Origin of the sequence: Microbacterium capsulatum, from assembly GCF_030865425.1 — a bacterium.
GTDB classification, from domain to species: Bacteria; Actinomycetota; Actinomycetes; order Actinomycetales; family Microbacteriaceae; genus Microbacterium; species Microbacterium capsulatum.
In genome coordinates, this window is sequence record NZ_JAVFCB010000004.1 from 129116 (window position 1) to 146934 (window position 17819).

The window sequence follows — 17819 nt, forward strand, 5'->3', positions numbered from 1 at the left end:
TTGTCACTCAACGCGTGAAAAGGAAAGCTATTCCCGTATTCTCGGATCCATGCAGACCCCGCTCGGATTGATGTCCCGCCGCAAGGCGGAGACGGCGCGCGAGATCGCCGCCGAGGCGTCCCGGCTGTTCGCCGATCGAGGCGTCGCTCAGGTGACGGCGGCGGAGATCGCCGAGGCCGCAGGCGTCTCGCTGCGCACGTTCTACCGGTATTTCCCGACCAAGGAGGACGCGGTCGCCCCCGAGCTCGAGGTGGGCGCGGCCCGCTGGCAGGCCGCCCTGCGCGAGGTCGACGGCGACCTCGCGGCGGCCGTCCCCGGGGTGATCCGCACGATGCTCACGCCGACGACGGCCGAGGAGGAGGCGAGCATCACCCGGATCCGTCCGCTGCTGCGCGCGCTCGCCGAGGATCGCGATCTGCGGGCCGTGTGGCATCGGGTCAACCACGAGTCCGAGGAGACGCTCGTCGCCCTCATCCAGGAGCGCGGCGACCGCGACCGGTTCGGCGCCCGGGTGCTCGCCGCGGCCGCGACCGAGGCGATCCGGATCGGGCTGGAGGAATGGGCCGAGTCCGACGCGGGTCTGAGCGGCAAGGGATCCCCGGCGGACGTCGCCGTGCGCGTCTTCGCGGCGCTCGCACCCCGCTCGTAGTCCCTCCTAGGCTGGGATCCATGACGATCCCCGACATCACGCTCAACGACGGCACCACGATCCCGCAGCTCGGATACGGGGTGTTCAAGGTCGATCCGGCCGACACCGAGCGCGCGGTGAGCGAGGCGCTCGAGATCGGCTACCGCCACATCGACACCGCCGCGATCTACGGCAACGAGGCGGGCGTGGGTGCGGCGATCGCGTCCAGCGGCATCCCGCGCGACGAGCTGTTCATCACGACCAAGCTGTGGAACGACCGCCACGACGGCGACGAGCCCGACGCCGCGATCGCGGAGAGCCTGGACCGGCTCGGCCTCGACCACGTCGACCTCTACCTCGTGCACTGGCCGACCCCCGCCCGCGACAACTACGTGCACGCCTGGGAGAAGGTCGTCGCGATCCGCGACCGGGGCCTTGCCCGCTCGGCCGGCGTCTCCAACTTCCTCGTCCCGCACCTCGAGCGCATCGCGGCGGAGACCGGCGTGCTCCCCGCGGTGAACCAGATCGAGCTGCACCCCGCCCACCAGCAGCGCGAGGTCGTGTCCTGGGCGCGCGATCATGGCGTGAAGATCGAGGCCTGGGGCCCGCTCGGCCAGGGCAAGTACGACCTGTTCTCGCTGCCCGCGGTCGCCGATGCCGCCGCCGCGCACGGCAGGACCCCGGCGCAGGTCGTGCTGCGCTGGCACCTGCAGCACGGGAACATCGTCTTCCCGAAGTCGGTGCGCGCCGAGCGTCTGCGGGAGAACCTCGACCTGTTCGACTTCGCACTGAGCGACGTCGAGTTCGCTGCGATCTCCGCGATCGACCCGGGCGACGGATCCGGCCGCGTGAGCGCCCACCCGGACGAGGTGAACTGACGCCGAGGGGCGTGCCCCGGCGTAGCGTGAACGCATGAGCAATCGCCTCGCCGGGACCGGGAGTCCGTACCTGCGCGCGCATGCCGACAACCCCGTGGACTGGTATCCGTGGGGGCCGGAGGCGTTCGCCGAGGCGCGGCGGCGCGACGTGCCGATGCTCATCTCGATCGGCTATTCGACCTGCCACTGGTGCCACGTGATGGCCAGGGAGTCGTTCTCGGATCCGGTGACCGCCGAGGCGCTGAACGCCGGATTCGTGGCGGTCAAGGTCGACCGCGAGGAGCATCCTGACGTCGATGCCGCGTACATGGCGGCCGCCTCCGCGTTCAGCCGCGATCTGGGCTGGCCGCTCACCGTGTTCGCGACACCGGAGGGCCTGGCCTTCCATGCCGGCACCTACTTCCCGCCGTTCGCCCGCGGCGGCATGCCCTCGTTCCGCACGGTGCTCGACGCCGTCCAGGAGGCGTGGACCGAGCGCCGCGACCAGGTGGACGCGCAGGCCGCGGACGTGGCCGATGCGCTCACCGCGGCCTCCGGGACCGGCGGATCCGCCCTGCCGTCGGAGGACGTGCTCGCCGACGCGGCCGAGCGGATCGCCGCGCGCGAGGATCGCACGTTCGGCGGCTTCGGCGGCGCCCCGAAGTTCCCCGTCGCCACCACCCTGCGATTCCTGCAGGCGAGCGGTCGCACCGACGTGGTCGACCGCGCGCTGGACGCGATGGCCGCCTCCGAGCTGCGCGACGAGGACGGCGGCTTCTTCCGGTACGCGACGCAGCGGAACTGGACCGTGCCGCACTACGAGCGGATGCTGACCGACAACGCCCAGCTGCTCGAGGTCGCGCTCGACGCCGGCAGGAACGACGTCGTCCGCGGCGTCGCGCGCTTCCTCGTCGACGTGCTGCGCCGGCCCGGGGGCGGCTTCGGCGCGGCGCAGGACTCGGAGTCGTGGATCGACGGCGCGCGCAGCGAGGGCGGCTTCTACCAGCGGCCGGTGGCCGAGCGCGAAGGGCTCGAGCCGCCCGCCGTGGACGGCAAGGTCATCACGGGCTGGAACGGTCTCGCGATCGGCGCCCTCGCCCGGGCCGGCGCGGCACTCGGGCAGCAGGAGTGGATCGATTCGGCGGCGCGGGCGGCCGACGCGGTGCTGGCCGTGAACCGCGACGACGCCGGCGCCCTGGTCCGCGCCTCGCTCGACGGATCCGCCTCCGCCGCCGTGGCGACGACGGCCGACCTCTCCCTGCTCGCGGACGGGCTGTTCGCCCTCGCCCTCGCGACCGGCGAATCCGCCTGGGCGACACGGGCGCTCGAGGTGCTCGCCGCCGAGCCCGCCCCGGATCCGGTCCTCGCGGCGCATCCGATCCCGATCGCCGGTGACGACGGCGACGGCGACCTGCCCTCGGGCGCCGCCGCGCGCGCCGCGGCCTCGCTGACCGCGTGGCGGCTCGGTGTGGCGCAGGAGCACCGCGAACAGGCGGAGGCGCTGATCGCGGCGCGCACCGGGAGAGCCCTGGAGCACCCGTTCGGCTACGGCGCCCTTCTGCGGGTCGCCCACGGCCTCGCCCGGCCGCCGCGGCAAGTGGTCGCCGTGACCTCGGAACCGTCCGGAGCGCTCGCGGACGCCGCGCGCCGCGCCGACGCCGACGTGATCGCCGTGGTGAGCCCCGCGCAGGCGCGCGCCTGGTCCGCCGCCGGATTCATGCTCTTCGACGACCGCGACGGCGTCGACGGCGTCGTGTACGACTGCCGCGGCTTCGTCTGCCGTCTGCCGGTCTCGGAGCCGGACGCCGTCCCGGTCGCCCGCTGACAGCTCTCCGCCCCCGGTCGCACTGGGCAGATTGCTCAGCGACCGTTCGGGATCCGCCCCCGGACGGTGCGCCGTGCGCAGTCGACGATGGGCCGTTTGTCCATCGGAGCGGGGCGTGCCTAGAGTGTCGTGACCGCCGGCGACGCCGCCGCCTACGCAAGGACGCACAGACGATGACCCCTCCCTCCCGGCAGCCCCTGCCGTCCCCCGCGCGACTGGACGCCGTCCCGGCGTATAAGCAGGGGCGCTCCGCCCCGGCCGGGGCCTCGAAGCTCTCCTCGAACGAGTCCCCGCACCCGCCGCTGCCGTCCGTCGTCGCCGCGATCCAGGACCGTCTCGGATCCATCCACCGCTATCCGCAGATGAGCGCGCCGGAGATCATCGGCCGCCTCGCCGAGCGCTACCGGGTCGACCCGGAGCAGGTCACCGTCGGCGCCGGATCCGTCGAGCTCGCCGGCCAGCTCATCCACGCCGTCGCGGCCGAGGGCGACGAGGTGATCTTCGCCTGGCGCTCCTTCGAGGCCTACCCGTCGCTCGTCCGCATCGCCGGCGCGACCCCGGTCATGGTGCCGCTCGACGCCGAGCACCGGCACGACCTCGAGGCGATGCTCGCCGCGATCACCCCGCGCACCCGGCTCATCTTCGTGTGCAACCCGAACAACCCGACCGGAACCGTCGTCGGGCCGGAGGAGCTCGAGCGCTTCGTGGCCGCGGTGCCGCGCGACGTGCTCGTGGTGATCGACGAGGCCTACGTGCACTTCGACCAGTCCGACTACTTCGACGCGGCGTCGTCCCAGCAGCAGGGCGACCGCGGCGCCGGTCTCGAGCTGTTCCGCCGCTACCCGCACGTGGCCGTGCTGCACACCTTCTCCAAGGCGTACGGGCTCGCCGGGCTCCGGATCGGCTACGCGATCGCTCCGGCCGAGGTCGCCGCCAACCAGCGCAAGGTGGCCGTGCCGTTCGGCGTCACCGACCTCGCCCAGGCCGCGGCCGTCGCGTCGCTCGACGCCGAGGACGAGCTCGCCGTGCGCATCGCCGAGGTCGTCGCCCAGCGCGAGCACCTGATCGCGGTCCTGCACGTCGCGGGCTGGCCGGCCGTGCCCTCCGAGGCCAACTTCGTCTGGGTGCCGGCAGGGGAGCGCTCCATCGAGCTCGACGAGCTCCTGCACGCGGGCGGTGTCGTGGCCCGCACCTTCCCGGGCGAGGGCGTGCGCATCTCGTCCGGATCCGCCGAGGACATCGCCCGGGTGGCCGCCGCCCTCGGGGTCGACACGCCCGCCGCCGCCGTCCGCGAGGAGGTCTCCGCATGACCGAGGTGCCGCTGACCACCACCACGACCAAGGGCCTGCACCCGGGCCTCACCCGCCGGCAGATCTCGATGATGGGCCTGGGCGGCGCGATAGGCGCGGGCCTGTTCGTCGGATCCGGGCAGGCGATCGGTCTCGCCGGTCCCGCCGTGATCGTGTCGTACCTCGTCGCCGGCACGATCGTCGTGCTGATCATGACCATGCTCGCCGAGATGGTCGCCGCGAATCCCAGCTCGGGCGCGTTCAGCTCCTACGCGCAGAAGGCGATGGGCCGCAGCGCGGGCAGCGCCGTCGGCTGGCTGTACTGGATCCAGCTCGTCGTCGTCATCGCCGCGGAGGCGACCGGCGCCGCCGGGATCGTCGCCCACCGCTTCCCGGGCCTGCCGGAGGGGGCGTGGGTGCTCGTCTTCGTCGCCGCCCTCACCGTCGTGAACCTGCTCGGGGTGCGCAACTACGGTCGCTTCGAGTTCTGGTTCGCGGCGATCAAGGTGGCCGCGATCATCCTCTTCCTCGTCGTCGGCGTGCTCGCGATCGTCGGCCTGATCCCCGGCGCCCCCGCCGCGGGCGTGGGCGCCCTCGTCGCGCACGGCGGCTTCGCGCCCACCGGGATCGCGGGCATCGCGGGTGCCCTGCTCATCGTCGTGTTCGCGTTCGGCGGCACCGAGGTCGTCGCGATCGCGGCCGCCGAGTCCGACGACCCGTCGCGCAACATCCGCCGGATCGTGCGCGAGGTCATGGTCCGGATCCTGATCTTCTACGTCGGGTCGATCTTCGTGATCGTCGCGGTGCTGCCGTGGAACTCCGCCGCGGTGAAGGCCGGGCCGTTCTCGGCGGTGCTGGACACTCTGAGGATCCCGGGCGTGAGCCTGGTGATGGACCTCATCGTCATCATCGCGCTGCTGTCGGCGATGAACGCGAACATCTACGGCGCCTCGCGGATGGCGTTCTCGCTCGGCGAGCGCGGTCTCGCCCCGCTCGGGCTGACCCGTACGAGCCCGGCCGGTGTGCCGCAGGTGGCCGTGCTCGCGTCCGTCGCGTTCGGGTTCGTGACCGTGATCCTGAACTGGTTCTGGCCGGAGCAGGTGCTGCCCGCGCTGCTCAACGTCGTCGGCTCGACACTGCTCGTGATCTGGACCGCGACCGCCGTCTCGCAGCTGATCCTGCGCCGCCGGGCGGACGCCGCGGGCGTGACGCTGCCGATGCGGATGTGGGCGTTCCCCGGGCTGTCGATCCTGACGCTCGTGCTGCTCGGCGCCGTCATCGTGCTCGCGATGCTCGACGAGGCCGCCCGCACCCAGCTGCTGCTCACGATCGGCCTCACCGCCGTGCTCGTGATCGGCGCGCGGCTCACCCGTGGCCTGTCCCGCCCTGGCGTGCTCAAGGACGCCGCGTTCGAGGACGACGTCCTGACGAGGCGATGATGCGGATCGACGCCCTCGACGCGGCCCTTATCCGGCTGCTCACCGACACGCCGCAGCTGCCCGTGCTGGAATGCGCGCGGCGGCTCGGCGTGGCCCGGGGCACCGTGACGAGCCGGCTCGCCCGGCTGCACGAGCACGGCGTGATCGAGGGCGTCGTCCCGCGGATCGACCCGCGCGGGCTCGGCTACGCGCTGACCGCGTTCTGCCAGGTCGAGATCGACCAGAAGGTCGGTCACGACCGGGTCGCGGAGGCGCTGGGCGGCGCGATCCCGGAGATCGTGGACATGTACACCGTGACCGGGGCGAGCGACATGCAGCTGCGCCTGGTCGCGCACGACGCCGACCAGCTGCAGAGCGTGCTGGATCGGATCGCGCTCGTTCCGGGCGTGGCCCGCACGGCGAGTGCGATCGCGCTGCGCACGCACTTCTCCGGCCGCGTCCTGCCGCTCGTCGAGCACGCCGCCGGATCCTGATCCGCGACGGATCCTGCTCCAGAGGGGATCCTGATCCGGGCTACTCGTCGTTGCCGGTCCAGCCCTTGTGGTGGAACCACCACCACATGATCCCGCCCGAGACGGCCATCGATCCGATCCCGAGCAGGAAGAACGACCACGGGCCGGTGAGCACGTGCGCGATCGACCAGTCGAAGTTCATCCCGAAGAACCCCGTGAGGAAGCTCAACGGCAGGAAGATCGAGGCGATGATCGCGAGCTGCTTCGACGTCTCGCCCTGACGGTTCGCGATCATCGACACGTACAGGTCGGTGCACCCCGAGACCATGTCGTGGTAGCCGTCGATCTCGTCGGAGATCCGGATCAGGTGGTCGTAGATGTCCCGGAAGTAGTCGTGGCTGTCGCTCTCCAGCCCCGCCAGATCCGTGATCTCCTCGGCCTGCCGGGCGAACAGGTCGCGCATCGGCACGACGGCGCGGCGCAGCTTGAGCAGCAGCCGCTTCAGCCGGAACGTCTCCTGCAGCTCGCGCCGGCCGGCCCCGGAGATGATCGCGTCCTCGAGCTCGTTGATCTCCTCATCGAGGTCGCTGAGGATCGGGAAGAAGCTGTCCACGACCACGTCGATGATCTTGTAGACGTAGTAGCGCTCGGTCTTCGGGGCCGTCGAGCGCTCGAGCAGCGTCTTCACATGCTGCAGGTCGGTGAACCGCGCGCCGTGCACGGTGACGATGAACTCGCCGCTGAGGTGGCAGTGCACCTCTTCGAGGGGGTGGTCGTTCTCGTCCTCCGGCACCGACTCGACCCCGCCTTGGAGCACGAGCAGCGCGGTCTCGCCGTACGTGTCGAGCTTGGCGCGCTGGCCGAACTTCGTGGTGTCCTCGATCGCGAGCGGATGCAGGCCGAGAAGCGTGCCGAGGTGCTGCACGTCGTCCGCGCCGGGATCCGTCAGATCGAGCCAGAAGAACTCGTTCTGCGCGCGCAGCTGCGAGATCGCGGCCTCGTCGATGGTGTCCAGGATGCGCATGTCTTCTCCGTCAGATCCAGCTCGGCGACCAGTTGTGCAGGTTCCAGAACCACCACGGCACCGGAAGCCCGATCCACAGCGGCAGGTAGAACGCCGAGACGAGCACGATCATCACGACGATGACGACCACGGTGCGCTGGCCCGACTGCCGGCGGGTGCGGGCGTCGGCCGGCCGCCCGGCGATGTCGCGCAGCGCGAGAACGAGCGCGAGGATCAGGAACGGCGCCATCACGACCGTGTAGAACTGGAAGATCGTCCGCTCCGGGAACGCCAGCCACGGCAGGTAGGCGCCCGCGAGGCCGACCAGCGGGATCGCGTAACTCCATGGCATCGGACTGCGCCGCGCCAGGCCGCGCACGAACCGCACCAGCAGGTAGACCGCGGCGGCCACGCCCAGGTACCAGATCAGCGGGTTCGGGATCGAGGTGATCTCGCCGATGCAGCCGGTGGTGCCGAAGCACGGCTGATTCTGCCCGCCGACCCACATCGAGGTCGGTCGCACCAGGAACGGCCACTGCCACGCCGGGCTCGCGTAGGGGTGCGACGCGGTCAGCCCGACGTGGAACGCGAGGATGTCCTGGTGGTAGTGGAGCCACGAGGCGAGCGCGTTCCCGTCGACGGAGCGGCGGTCGTAGCCGCCGGCCGTGACGAACCAGCCCGTCCAGGAGGCGACGTAGACGACCGCGGCCACGGGAACCAGCAACAGGAAGGTCACCGGCCCCTGGCGGAACGCCGCATCGCTCGGCCACAGCGCCACCCCGGCCCGGCGCCGGGCGAGCGCGTCCGTCACGACGAGGTACAGGCCGGCGGCGGCCAGCAGGTAGGCGCCCGACCATTTCACCGAGCTCGCCGCGCCCAGGGCGGCCCCGGCGGCGAGGACCCACGGGCGCCGCCACAGCACGCGCCCCCACAGCGTCGGCGCATCGCCGCGCGCGTGGAACGCCGGATCCTCGAGCGCCGGCATCGAGCGCTTCCGATCCAGGACCAGGAACAGGACGCCGAGCAGCACGAAGAGGGTGAGGATCCCGTCCAGCAGCCCGACCCGGGACAGCACGATCCCGAGCCCGTCGACGGCCATGAACAGCCCCGCGATCGTGGCGACGGCGATCGATCCGCTCAGCTGCTTCGCGATGACGTAGACGACGAGCACGCTCAGCGTGCCGACGAGCGCGGTCACGATCCGCCAGCCGAAGCTGGACCCGGGGCCGAAGAGGACGATCCCGAGCCCGATCAGCCATTTGCCCAGCGGCGGGTGCACCACGAACGCGGCCGCCGTCTCCAGCGCGCTCGTGTCGCCCTTCGCGAACAGGTCGTTGGCGTTGCTGCGCCACGCGCCCTCGTACCCCTGCGCCCACAGCGACCAGGCGTCCTTGACGTAGTACGTCTCGTCGAACACGAGCGTGTGCGGGTGCCCGACCCCGACGATCCGCAGCAGTGCCGCGAGCAGGGTGACCAGCGTCGGAGCGAGCCAGCAGAGGATCCGCCGGCGACCCGGATCGAGCTCCCACCAGTCGCGGATGCGCTCCCACGCGGTCGGGCGATGCTCGAGCACGACATCCATGTCGGGCAGCAGGGGGGCGGTCACGGCAACCAGCCTATGCTGGGCGGGTGATCATCCTCGCGGCAACTCCCATCGGCAATCTGGGGGACGCCTCCCGGCGTCTCGTCGAGGTGCTGGAGAACGCCCGGATCGTCGCCGCGGAGGACACCCGCACCACGCAGCGGCTGCTGCAGGCCCTCGCGATCGCGAACCGGCCGCGGCTCATCCCGCTGCACGACCACAACGAGAAGGCGAAGGCGGCGGAGCTCGCCGAGCTCGCCGAGACCGAGGACATCGTCGTGCTCAGCGACGCCGGCATGCCGACCGTGAGCGATCCCGGATACGGCCTGGTCGCAGCCGCCGCCGCGCGCGGCGTCACGGTGACCGCGATCCCCGGACCGAGCGCGGTCGTCACCGCGCTGGCCGTCTCGGGCCTGCCCACCGACCGGTTCACGTTCGAGGGCTTCCTGCCGCGCAAAACGGGGGAGCGCCGCTCCGCCCTCGCCGCGCTCGCCGCCGAGCCGCGGACGATGGTGTTCTTCGAATCGCCGTCGCGTCTCGCCGCGACACTCGACGACATGGCCGGGGCGTTCGGCCCGGACCGGCCGGCCGCGGTCTGCCGCGAGCTCACCAAGCTCTACGAGGAGGTGCGCCGCGGCGGCGTCGCCGCGCTCGCGGAGTGGGCGGCCGGGGGCGTGAAGGGCGAGATCGTCGTGGTCGTGACCGGCGCGGCTCCGCGCGAGGTCTCCCCGGAGGACGCGCTGGCACAGGTGCAGGCCCTCGTCGCCTCGGGGGTGCGCCTCAAGGACGCCTGCGCCGAGGTCGCCGCCGCCACCGGCCTCGGCTCCCGCGACCTGTACCAGGCGGCGCTCGCCGCGCGCTGAGCTCGGAACGCCCGGGAACGGCACCCCGACCCGGCACCCCGACCGGGCTGTGCACCCCGCACGGAGATGTGCGCTTCGCTCGGACGACATCCCGGATCCGATCCGAAGATCACGCACTTCTCCGAGGTTGTGCGTGTCGCCGCGGTTCTGCGCGTGCAGCGGCATCCTGGAGCCGAGGATCGAGGAATGCGTGACGAACAGGTGGCGGAGGCCTATGACGCGCGGGCGGCGGAGTACATCGCGCTGATCGGCAGCATCGAGCAGATGGAGCGCGCCGACGTCGATCGCATCGAGCGCTGGCGCGACGAGACGCCCGGGGTGCTGCTCGACGCGGGCTGCGGCCCGGGGCAGTGGACCGCCGTCCTCTCCGAGGGCGGACGGGACGTCATCGGCGTCGATCTCTCCACCGAGTTCCTCGCTGCCGCCCGCGAACGCCACCCCGGAGTCCGGTTCGAGGCGGCGTCGATGCGCGAGCTGCCGTTCCCCGATGGATCGTTCGGCGGGATCCTCGCCTGGTACTCGCTCATCCATCTGCCGCCGGCGGACCTGCCCGCTGTGCTCGCCGAGCTGTCACGGGTGACGGCGGCTGGCGGCCGGATCCTGATCGGCTTCTTCGACGGCACGCCGGGGGAGGAGTTCGCGCACGCGGTCGCACCCGCGTACTTCTGGTCGGCCGAGGCGCTCGGCGCGCTTCTCGACGACGCGGGATTCACGGCGACGCACGCGGAGCGGCGAGAGCGCGAGCCCGGCCCCGTCGGCAGTGTCCGCCCGCACGGCGCGCTGATCGCGACCCGGCGCTGACGTCCGGCCCGCGCGCCCGACCGTTCGCACGGAGATGTACGCCCTCGTCGGACCCCTCCGGCGGATCGGTCCGAAGAACGCGCACATCTCCGAGGCAGGCGCACGGGGATCGACCGGGTCGCGCGCACGGGGATCGACCGGGCCGCGCGTCCGGGGATCGACCGGGGCGCGCGTCCGGGGATCGACCGGGCCGCGCGCACGGGGATCGGCCAGGGCGCAGGCGGATCGGCGGCGCCGTCACGGCGCGCGGCCCGCACCTCGCGTCCGCCTAGAATCGAACGCATGCCCGCAGGCGAGTCCTTCTACATCACCACGCCGATCTACTACCCGTCGGACGTGCCCCACATCGGGCACGGCTACACCAGCGTCGCCGTCGACACGCTCGCGCGCTGGCACCGCCAGGCCGGCGACGACACCTGGATGCTCACCGGCACCGACGAGCACGGCCAGAAGATGCTGCGGGCCGCGGCCGCGAACGGCGTCACCCCGCAGGAATGGGTGGACAAGCTCGTCAGCGAGAGCTGGTTCCCGCTGCTGAACACGCTCGACGTCGCGAACGACGACTTCATCCGCACCACGCAGGAGCGGCACGAGACCAACGTGCAGGTCTTCTTCCAGCGTCTGTACGACGCCGGCTACATCTACGCGGGCGAGTACGAGGCGCTGTACTGCGTCGGCTGCGAGGAGTTCAAGCCGGAGTCCGAGATCGTCGACGGCACCGGGCCCTTCGAGGGGCTCAAGGTCTGCGCGATCCACTCCAAGCCGCTCGAGCTGCTGCAGGAGAAGAACTACTTCTTCAAGCTCAGCGAGTTCCAGGACCGCCTGCTCGAGCTGTACAAGACCGAGCACGACTTCGTGCGCCCGGATTCGGCGCGCAACGAGGTCGTCTCGTTCGTGTCGCAGGGCCTGAAGGACCTCTCCATCTCGCGTTCCACGTTCGACTGGGGCATCCCGCTGCCGTGGGACACCTCGCACGTCATCTACGTCTGGGTGGATGCCCTGCTCAACTACGTCACGGCCGTCGGCTACGGCGCGGACGAGGACCGCTTCGGCCAGCGCTGGCCGGGCTACCACGTCGTCGGCAAGGACATCCTCCGCTTCCACGCGGTGATCTGGCCGGCGATGCTGATGGCTGCGGGCATCGAGGTGCCCAAGGGCGTGTTCGCGCACGGCTGGCTGCTCGTCGGCGGCGAGAAGATGTCGAAGTCGAAGCTCACCGGCATCGCCCCGACCGAGATCACCGACGTCTTCGGATCCGACGCTTACCGCTTCTACTTCCTCTCCGCGATCGCCTTCGGGCAGGACGGATCCTTCTCCTGGGAAGACCTGTCCGCGCGCTACCAGGCCGAGCTGGCGAACGGCTTCGGCAACCTCGCCTCGCGCACGATCGCGATGATCGAGCGCTACTTCGGCGGGGTCGTGCCGGCCGCGAGCGACTACACGGAGCAGGATCTGCACGTGCAGCAGCTCGTCGCGAAGGCTGCGACGGACGCGGACGCGGCGGTCGAGCGGTTCCGGATCGACGAGGCGATCGCCGACGTGTGGAAGATCGTCGACGCGCTGAACCACTACATCACCGAGAACGAGCCGTGGTCGCTGGCCAAGGACGAGGAGCAGAAGGATCGCCTCGGCACCGTGCTCTACACCTGCGCCGAGGGTCTGCGCGCGCTCGCCGTGCTGCTCTCCCCGGTGATGCCGCAGGCGACTGCGAAGCTCTGGGGCGCCCTGGGTGCCGGCGGCGGGCTCGGCGCGCTCGACGCGCAGCCGATCCGCGAGGCCGGCCGCTGGGGGCAGCTGCCCGCCGGCACGCAGGTGCAGGTGCTCTCGCCGCTGTTCCCGCGCATCGAGGCCACGGCCTGAGCCGACCGCGATGACGGACGCGAGCATTCCCGAGACCTACGTGCGCGAGCGCGCGACGGACGGGCGCAAGGATCTGCGCTATCCGCCCGCGCCCGAAGCGCTCGCGGTGCCCGCCTACGACAACCACTGCCACCTGGAGATCGCCGACGGCGACGTCGGCCTGAGCCTCGCCGAGCAGCTCGACCGTGCCGAGGCTGTCGGGATCCTCGGTGTCGTGCAGGCGTCCGGTGACATCGAGTCGTCCCGCTGGGCGGTCGCCGCGGCCGAGGCGGATCCGCGCGTGCTCGCGGCCGTCGCGATCCACCCGAACGACGCGCCGGCGTACGCCGGGGCCGGGGCGCTCGACGAGGCGATCGCCGTCATCGACGAGCTCGCCGCGCACCCGCGCACGAGGGCGATCGGCGAGACCGGGCTCGACTACTTCCGCACCGAGGAGCCCGGCCGCGCGGCCCAGCAGGCCTCGTTCGAGGCGCACATCGCGCTGGCGAAGAAGCACGGCCTGGCCCTGCAGATCCACGACCGCGACGCGCACGACGACGTCCTCGCGACCCTGGCCCGGCTCGGCGCCCCCGCGCGCACGGTGTTCCACTGCTTCTCCGGCGATGACGCGATGGCCCGGATCTGCGGCGACGCCGGCTACTACCTGTCGTTCGCCGGGAACATCACGTTCAAGAACGCGCAGAACCTCCGCGACGCGCTCGCGGTGACCCCGCGGGAGCGGATCCTCGTGGAGACCGACGCGCCGTTCCTCACGCCTGCGCCGTTGCGCGGCCGCCCGAATGCGCCGTACCTGATCCCGATCACGCTGCGCTTCATGGCCGCCGAGCTCGGCGTCGACGTCGACGAACTCGCGGCGCGGGTCGCCGCGAACACGCTCGAGGTCTACGGCTCGTTCGCCTGAACCTCGCGGCGAGCGTCCTCATCGAGCATCGGCGGCGCAGCCGCGAGGTGCGAGACCGACCGCCAGACGAGCACGAGCGTGAGTCCTGAGCCGACGAACGCGAACCACCACGGCGCCGTGAGGCCCCAGGTCTGGGCGATCGCACCGCCCAGCGCCTGGCCGATCACCATTCCGCCGAACACGCCGATCATGTTCACGGATCCGATCCGCCCCTGCAGTTCGAGGGGGACGAGCCGCTGGCGGACCGTGGTGGAGATCGTGGCCCACACGAACGCGTAGGCGCCGAACACGCCGAGGATCACGAGCGCCGCGGCGCCCGCCGTCGTCACCGCCATCGCCAGGTGCGTCAGCACCTCGAGCGTCAGGCAGACCCGCATGAGCAGCGCGAATGAGAGGCGCCGCTGCATCCAGCCGAAGGTCAGCGTCGCGAGAATCCCGCCCACCGCGGACGCCGTGGTCAGCGCCGCGTAGCCGACCGGCCCCATGTGCAGGTGCTCCGTCGCGTAGAGCACGAGGATGCTCCACGGGGCGGCCCAGGTGATGTTGAACGTGAGGATGATCAGCACGAGCGTGCGCACCGGCGGGTTGCGCCACAGCCAGCGGATCCCCTCGGCGATGTCGGTGTGCACGGCGGTGCGCGGCTTCGCGGCGCTCTCCCGGGTGGCGCTATCCCGGAGCGGGACCGGCGTCTTCGCGATGCGCGAGACGAGCGCGACCGCGAGCAGCACGCAGAGCACCTGGACGAGGAACGGCCAGAAGGATCCGATCGCGAAGAGGAAGGCGCCCAGCGGCGGCCCGCCGAGCTGGTTCGCGACGAGGTAGCCGAACTGCAGGCGGGCGTTGCCGAGGCCGAGATCCTCCGGCCGCACCGTCATCGGCAGCAGGGTGTTGTTCGCGGAGTTCACGAACACCTCGGCCGTGCCGTAGAGGAAGGTGACGACGAGGACCAGCGCGATCGTCGCGTGCCCGGTCAGCAGGAAGACGCAGAGGGTCAGCACCACGAGCCCGCGCAGGGCGTTGCCGAGCATCACCAGGCGGCGGCGGTCGAAACGGTCCGCGATCGCACCGGCGTGCAGGCCGAACAGCAGCCACGGCAGGAACTGCATCATCGCGCCCGCGGCGACGAGCGCGGGCGAGTCCGACATCGAGGCGATGAGCAGGGGAGCGGCCGCGAGCGCGACGCCGTCGCCGACGTTGCTCGTCCAGAACGAGGCGATCAGCCAGCGGAAGTCGACGCCCATCCGGCGGGGTGCGATGAGTTCGCCGAGGGAGGGCACCCGTCGATCCTAGGGGTGGGGCGGAGATACAGGAGAATGGGGGGATGACCGTCTCCCTGCTCGGCGCCGCCGACATCCGCCGGCTCGCGGCCGAACTCGATGTGACGCCCACCAAGAAGCTCGGCCAGAACTTCGTCGTCGACGCCAACACGGTGCGCAAGATCGTGCAGGCCGCGGCGGTGCAGGAGTCCGAGCGGGTCGTCGAGATCGGCCCGGGGCTCGGATCCCTCACCCTCGCGATCCTGGAGACCGGCGCGCGCGTCACCGCGGTCGAGATCGATCACCGCCTCGCGGCCCGGCTGCCGCAGACGGCCCTCGACCGCGGGGTCCCCGACGGCGCGCTGACCGTGGTCGATGCGGACGCGATGCGCGTCACCGAGCTGCCGGGCGAGCCGTCCGTGCTCGTGGCGAACCTGCCGTACAACGTGTCAGTGCCGGTGCTGCTGCACTTCCTCGAGACGTTCCCGTACCTCGCCCGGGGCGTGGTCATGGTGCAGGCCGAGGTCGCCGAACGCCTCGCCGCGAAGCCCGGATCGAAGATCTACGGCGCGCCGAGCGTGAAGGCCGCCTGGTACGGCCCGTGGAAGCTGAGCGGCACGGTGTCGCGCCAGGTGTTCTGGCCGGTGCCGAACGTGGACAGCCTTCTGGTCGGGTTCCACCGCGATCCCGAGCCGCGCGGCTCGGAGGCGGAGCGGATCCGGACGTTCCAGATCGTCGACGCCGCCTTCAACCAGCGCCGGAAGATGCTGCGCCAAGCCCTCTCCGGCGTGTTCGGCAGCTCCGCCGAGGCGACGGCCGCCCTCGAGGCGGCGGGGGTCGCGCCGACCGCCCGGGGCGAGGATCTCACGGTCGAGGACTACCACCGGATCGCACGGATCGACGCGTGAGGATCGCGTCGTGAGGCGCCGGGGCGACGGCGTGGAACCGCGGCCGGACAAAAGTCGTGCCCTCTCGGGATCCGGGTTCCCGAGAGGGCACATCTCCTTCGACTGAAGGTGCCTTCAGATCGATCGAGTCCCCAGGCCCGACCGACGTTCTCATCTGAGAACTAGACTGTAACACCGGAATATCGTGTCCCCCAAATGGGGGACAAAAGTTTTTGTTGAGAATTTGCTGAGAATCCGGTGGGAACGGCGCGTGTGAACCGCTTCACCCGCATCTCGAGCACATGCAGCCAGGTGATGACCGACCCGAAGGCCATGGCCTCGAAGACCGTGAGGGTGAGCACCCCGGTGATCAATCCCGCTATCCCGAGCACCAGGACGACGACCGCTCCGGTGGCGATCCGGTCGAGCGCGCGGGACAGTCCGCGCAGGTAGAGACTGTGCACCAGCAGGAGCCCGGCGGAGGAGGCGAGGGCTCCGTTCGCCGCCCGCTCGTGCGCGAAGACGCTGAGCGAGAGCGGCAGCACGCCGACCATGATGAGGCTCGCGCCGAGGGTGGCGATGAGCAGCGGCACGAGGGTGAGAACACGCGTCCGAGCCCGGAATATCGCGGGAGAAGCACCTCGCAGGCCCAGGCTCACAGGCACCGCGGAGAGGGCGATCATCGCCCCGGCCGTGATCGCGCCGACGTTGAAAAGGGCGCTCGAACCGTCGCGCATCGCCCCCAGGCGGCTGAAGCAGGACAGCCACCAGCGGGGGTCGGCGGTCGTCAGTGCGGCCGCGAGAATGGCCGCACAGAGCACGAACGCCGCAAGAAGGACGAACGGAATGCGCGGGTGCCAGTTCATGACTGTCCTGTCGCCATACGCTCGAGCGAATGCACAGGACGGGTCTGGATCCGCACTCGGGTGAGCGTTGATCGAACGCGGATCGGGCTCGGTCTGCGTTTGGCGCCTCATCTTAGCCAACCCTTGGAAGGACGGCGAGAGAGACGGGCGCGAGCGGCCGCCGTGTCGAGCCCCGAACCGCGCGGAACGGCAAGGACCGGATCCGCCCATCACCGCTAACCTGGGACCGTGACCGAGCAGCGCTTCCGCCCCGACGTCCTCGACATCCACCGCCCGTACACGGCCGCCGCGGACCGGTACGAGCGCGCGCACTTCCGCCAGGTCGGGACCTCCGGGCTGTACCTGCCGGCGATCTCGCTGGGGCTGTGGTGGAACTTCGGCGACAACATCCCGCTGGACAACCAGCGGGCCCTCCTGCGGCACGCGTTCGACCGCGGCATCACGCACTTCGACCTCGCGAACAACTACGGCCCGCCCTACGGCTCGGCGGAGAAGAACTTCGGCCGGATCTTCGCGGAGGACTTCAAGCCCTACCGCGACGAGCTGATCATCTCGTCGAAGGCCGGGTGGGACATGTGGCCGGGCCCCTACGGCGACCTGGGCAGCCGCAAGTACATCCTGGCGAGCGCCGAGCAGTCCCTGACCCGGATGGGGCTGGACCACGTCGACATCTTCTACTCGCACCGGGTCGACCCGATCACCCCCGTGGAGGAGACGATCGGCGCGCTGGACACCCTGGTCCGCCAGGGCAAGGCGCGCTACGTCGGCATCTCCTCGTACTCCGCGGAGCGCACCGAGGCCGCCGTCGACGTCGCCCGCGAGCTGGGCACCCCGCTCGTGATCCACCAGCCGTCCTATTCGATGCTGAACCGCTGGGTGGAGGACGGCCTGACCGACACCCTCCGCGAGGAGGGCCTCGGCGCGATCGCGTTCACGCCGCTCGCGCAGGGGCTGCTCACCGACAAGTACCTCGGCGGCGGCGTCGCGGAGCGGGCCCAGAAGCGCGGATCCCTGCCCGACCGGCCGCTCAGCGTCGAGGGCCTGGCGACTCTGCGCGCCCTGAACGAGGTCGCCCGCGAGCGCGGCCAGAGCCTCGCGCAGCTCGCTCTGCAGTGGGTGCTCCGCGACGGCGTCGTGGCCTCGGCCCTCATCGGCGCCTCGCGCCCCGCGCAGCTCGACGAGAACCTCGCCGCGCTCGACGCCCCCGCGCTCACCGCGGAGCAGCTGGCCCGGATCGACATGATCGCCGGCGGGATCGACGTCGACCTGTGGTCCGTCTCCTCGGAGCTCTGATCCGATGATCGTCGCGG

At 71.3% G+C, this 17819-nt stretch carries 16 protein-coding genes; 12 read left to right on the plus strand and 4 right to left on the minus strand.

Going from position 1 to position 17819, the window contains the following annotated elements:
• Window positions 1-49 precede the first annotated feature (49 nt).
• From RBR11_RS08215 to RBR11_RS08240, 6 genes are all read left to right on the plus strand, one after another.
• The gene (locus RBR11_RS08215; protein WP_308488845.1) at window positions 50-649 is read left to right on the plus strand and encodes a TetR/AcrR family transcriptional regulator; all 600 of its coding nucleotides are present in this window, start codon (window positions 50-52) and stop codon (window positions 647-649) included.
• A gap of 20 nt (window positions 650-669) precedes the next feature.
• A complete protein-coding gene (locus tag RBR11_RS08220; RefSeq protein ID WP_308488846.1) occupies window positions 670-1506 on the plus strand; it encodes an aldo/keto reductase in 837 nt (278 codons plus the stop codon).
• 34 nt (window positions 1507-1540) lie between these two features.
• Window positions 1541-3310 (plus strand): thioredoxin domain-containing protein, encoded by a 1770-nt coding sequence (locus tag RBR11_RS08225; RefSeq protein WP_308488847.1) that lies wholly within the window; start codon window positions 1541-1543, stop codon window positions 3308-3310.
• 173 nt (window positions 3311-3483) lie between these two features.
• Window positions 3484-4620: a histidinol-phosphate transaminase gene (locus RBR11_RS08230; RefSeq protein ID WP_308488848.1), complete on the plus strand. Its 1137-nt coding sequence runs from the start codon at window positions 3484-3486 to the stop codon at window positions 4618-4620.
• Entirely contained in the window at window positions 4617-6038 is a 1422-nt protein-coding gene (locus RBR11_RS08235; RefSeq protein ID WP_308488849.1) for an amino acid permease, read from the plus strand. The genes RBR11_RS08230 and RBR11_RS08235 overlap by 4 nt, the downstream gene beginning before the upstream one ends.
• Window positions 6035-6511, plus strand: a complete 477-nt coding sequence (locus RBR11_RS08240; RefSeq protein WP_308488850.1) for an Lrp/AsnC family transcriptional regulator — start codon at window positions 6035-6037, stop codon at window positions 6509-6511. Before RBR11_RS08235 ends, RBR11_RS08240 begins: the two co-directional genes overlap by 4 nt.
• A 40-nt stretch (window positions 6512-6551) precedes the next feature.
• On the opposite strand, the gene RBR11_RS08245 is transcribed toward RBR11_RS08240, so the two are convergent.
• The gene (locus tag RBR11_RS08245) at window positions 6552-7514 is read right to left on the minus strand and encodes a magnesium transporter CorA family protein (RefSeq protein ID WP_308488851.1); all 963 of its coding nucleotides are present in this window, start codon (window positions 7512-7514) and stop codon (window positions 6552-6554) included.
• A 10-nt stretch (window positions 7515-7524) separates the two neighbouring features.
• Window positions 7525-9099 (minus strand): dolichyl-phosphate-mannose--protein mannosyltransferase, encoded by a 1575-nt coding sequence (locus RBR11_RS08250; protein ID WP_308488852.1) that lies wholly within the window; start codon window positions 9097-9099, stop codon window positions 7525-7527.
• 23 nt (window positions 9100-9122) lie between these two features.
• Between RBR11_RS08250 and rsmI the strand changes: the two genes are divergently transcribed.
• The 4 genes from rsmI (at window position 9123) to RBR11_RS08270 (ending at window position 13500) form a co-directional block, all read left to right on the plus strand.
• Complete coding sequence (gene rsmI / locus RBR11_RS08255) at window positions 9123-9938, plus strand: 16S rRNA (cytidine(1402)-2'-O)-methyltransferase (protein WP_308488853.1); 816 nt, start codon at window positions 9123-9125, stop codon at window positions 9936-9938.
• A 186-nt stretch (window positions 9939-10124) separates the two neighbouring features.
• On the plus strand, window positions 10125-10739 hold the full coding sequence (locus tag RBR11_RS08260; protein ID WP_308488854.1) for a class I SAM-dependent methyltransferase: 615 nt from the start codon (window positions 10125-10127) through the stop codon (window positions 10737-10739).
• Window positions 10740-11021: 282 nt separating this feature from the next.
• Window positions 11022-12599 carry a methionine--tRNA ligase gene (metG, locus tag RBR11_RS08265; RefSeq protein WP_308488855.1) on the plus strand — a complete coding sequence of 526 codons (1578 nt, stop codon included), beginning with the start codon at window positions 11022-11024 and terminating at the stop codon, window positions 12597-12599.
• Between the two features lie 10 nt (window positions 12600-12609).
• Complete coding sequence (locus RBR11_RS08270) at window positions 12610-13500, plus strand: TatD family hydrolase (RefSeq protein ID WP_308488856.1); 891 nt, start codon at window positions 12610-12612, stop codon at window positions 13498-13500.
• Here RBR11_RS08270 and RBR11_RS08275 read toward each other — a convergent pair.
• On the minus strand, window positions 13482-14777 hold the full coding sequence (locus RBR11_RS08275) for an MFS transporter (RefSeq protein ID WP_308488857.1): 1296 nt from the start codon (window positions 14775-14777) through the stop codon (window positions 13482-13484). The two genes, RBR11_RS08270 and RBR11_RS08275, sit on opposite strands and share 19 nt — an antisense overlap.
• 44 nt (window positions 14778-14821) lie before the next feature.
• Between RBR11_RS08275 and rsmA the strand changes: the two genes are divergently transcribed.
• A complete protein-coding gene (rsmA, locus tag RBR11_RS08280; RefSeq protein WP_308488858.1) occupies window positions 14822-15664 on the plus strand; it encodes a 16S rRNA (adenine(1518)-N(6)/adenine(1519)-N(6))-dimethyltransferase RsmA in 843 nt (280 codons plus the stop codon).
• Between the two features lie 161 nt (window positions 15665-15825).
• Here rsmA and RBR11_RS08285 read toward each other — a convergent pair whose 3' ends face one another.
• Complete coding sequence (locus tag RBR11_RS08285) at window positions 15826-16509, minus strand: DUF998 domain-containing protein (RefSeq protein WP_308488859.1); 684 nt, start codon at window positions 16507-16509, stop codon at window positions 15826-15828.
• Window positions 16510-16737: 228 nt separating this feature from the next.
• On the opposite strand from RBR11_RS08285, the gene mgrA reads away from it, so the two are divergent.
• Window positions 16738-17802, plus strand: coding sequence for an L-glyceraldehyde 3-phosphate reductase (gene mgrA / locus RBR11_RS08290; RefSeq protein WP_308488860.1), 1065 nt, complete (start codon window positions 16738-16740; stop codon window positions 17800-17802).
• Window positions 17803-17819 lie beyond the last annotated feature (17 nt).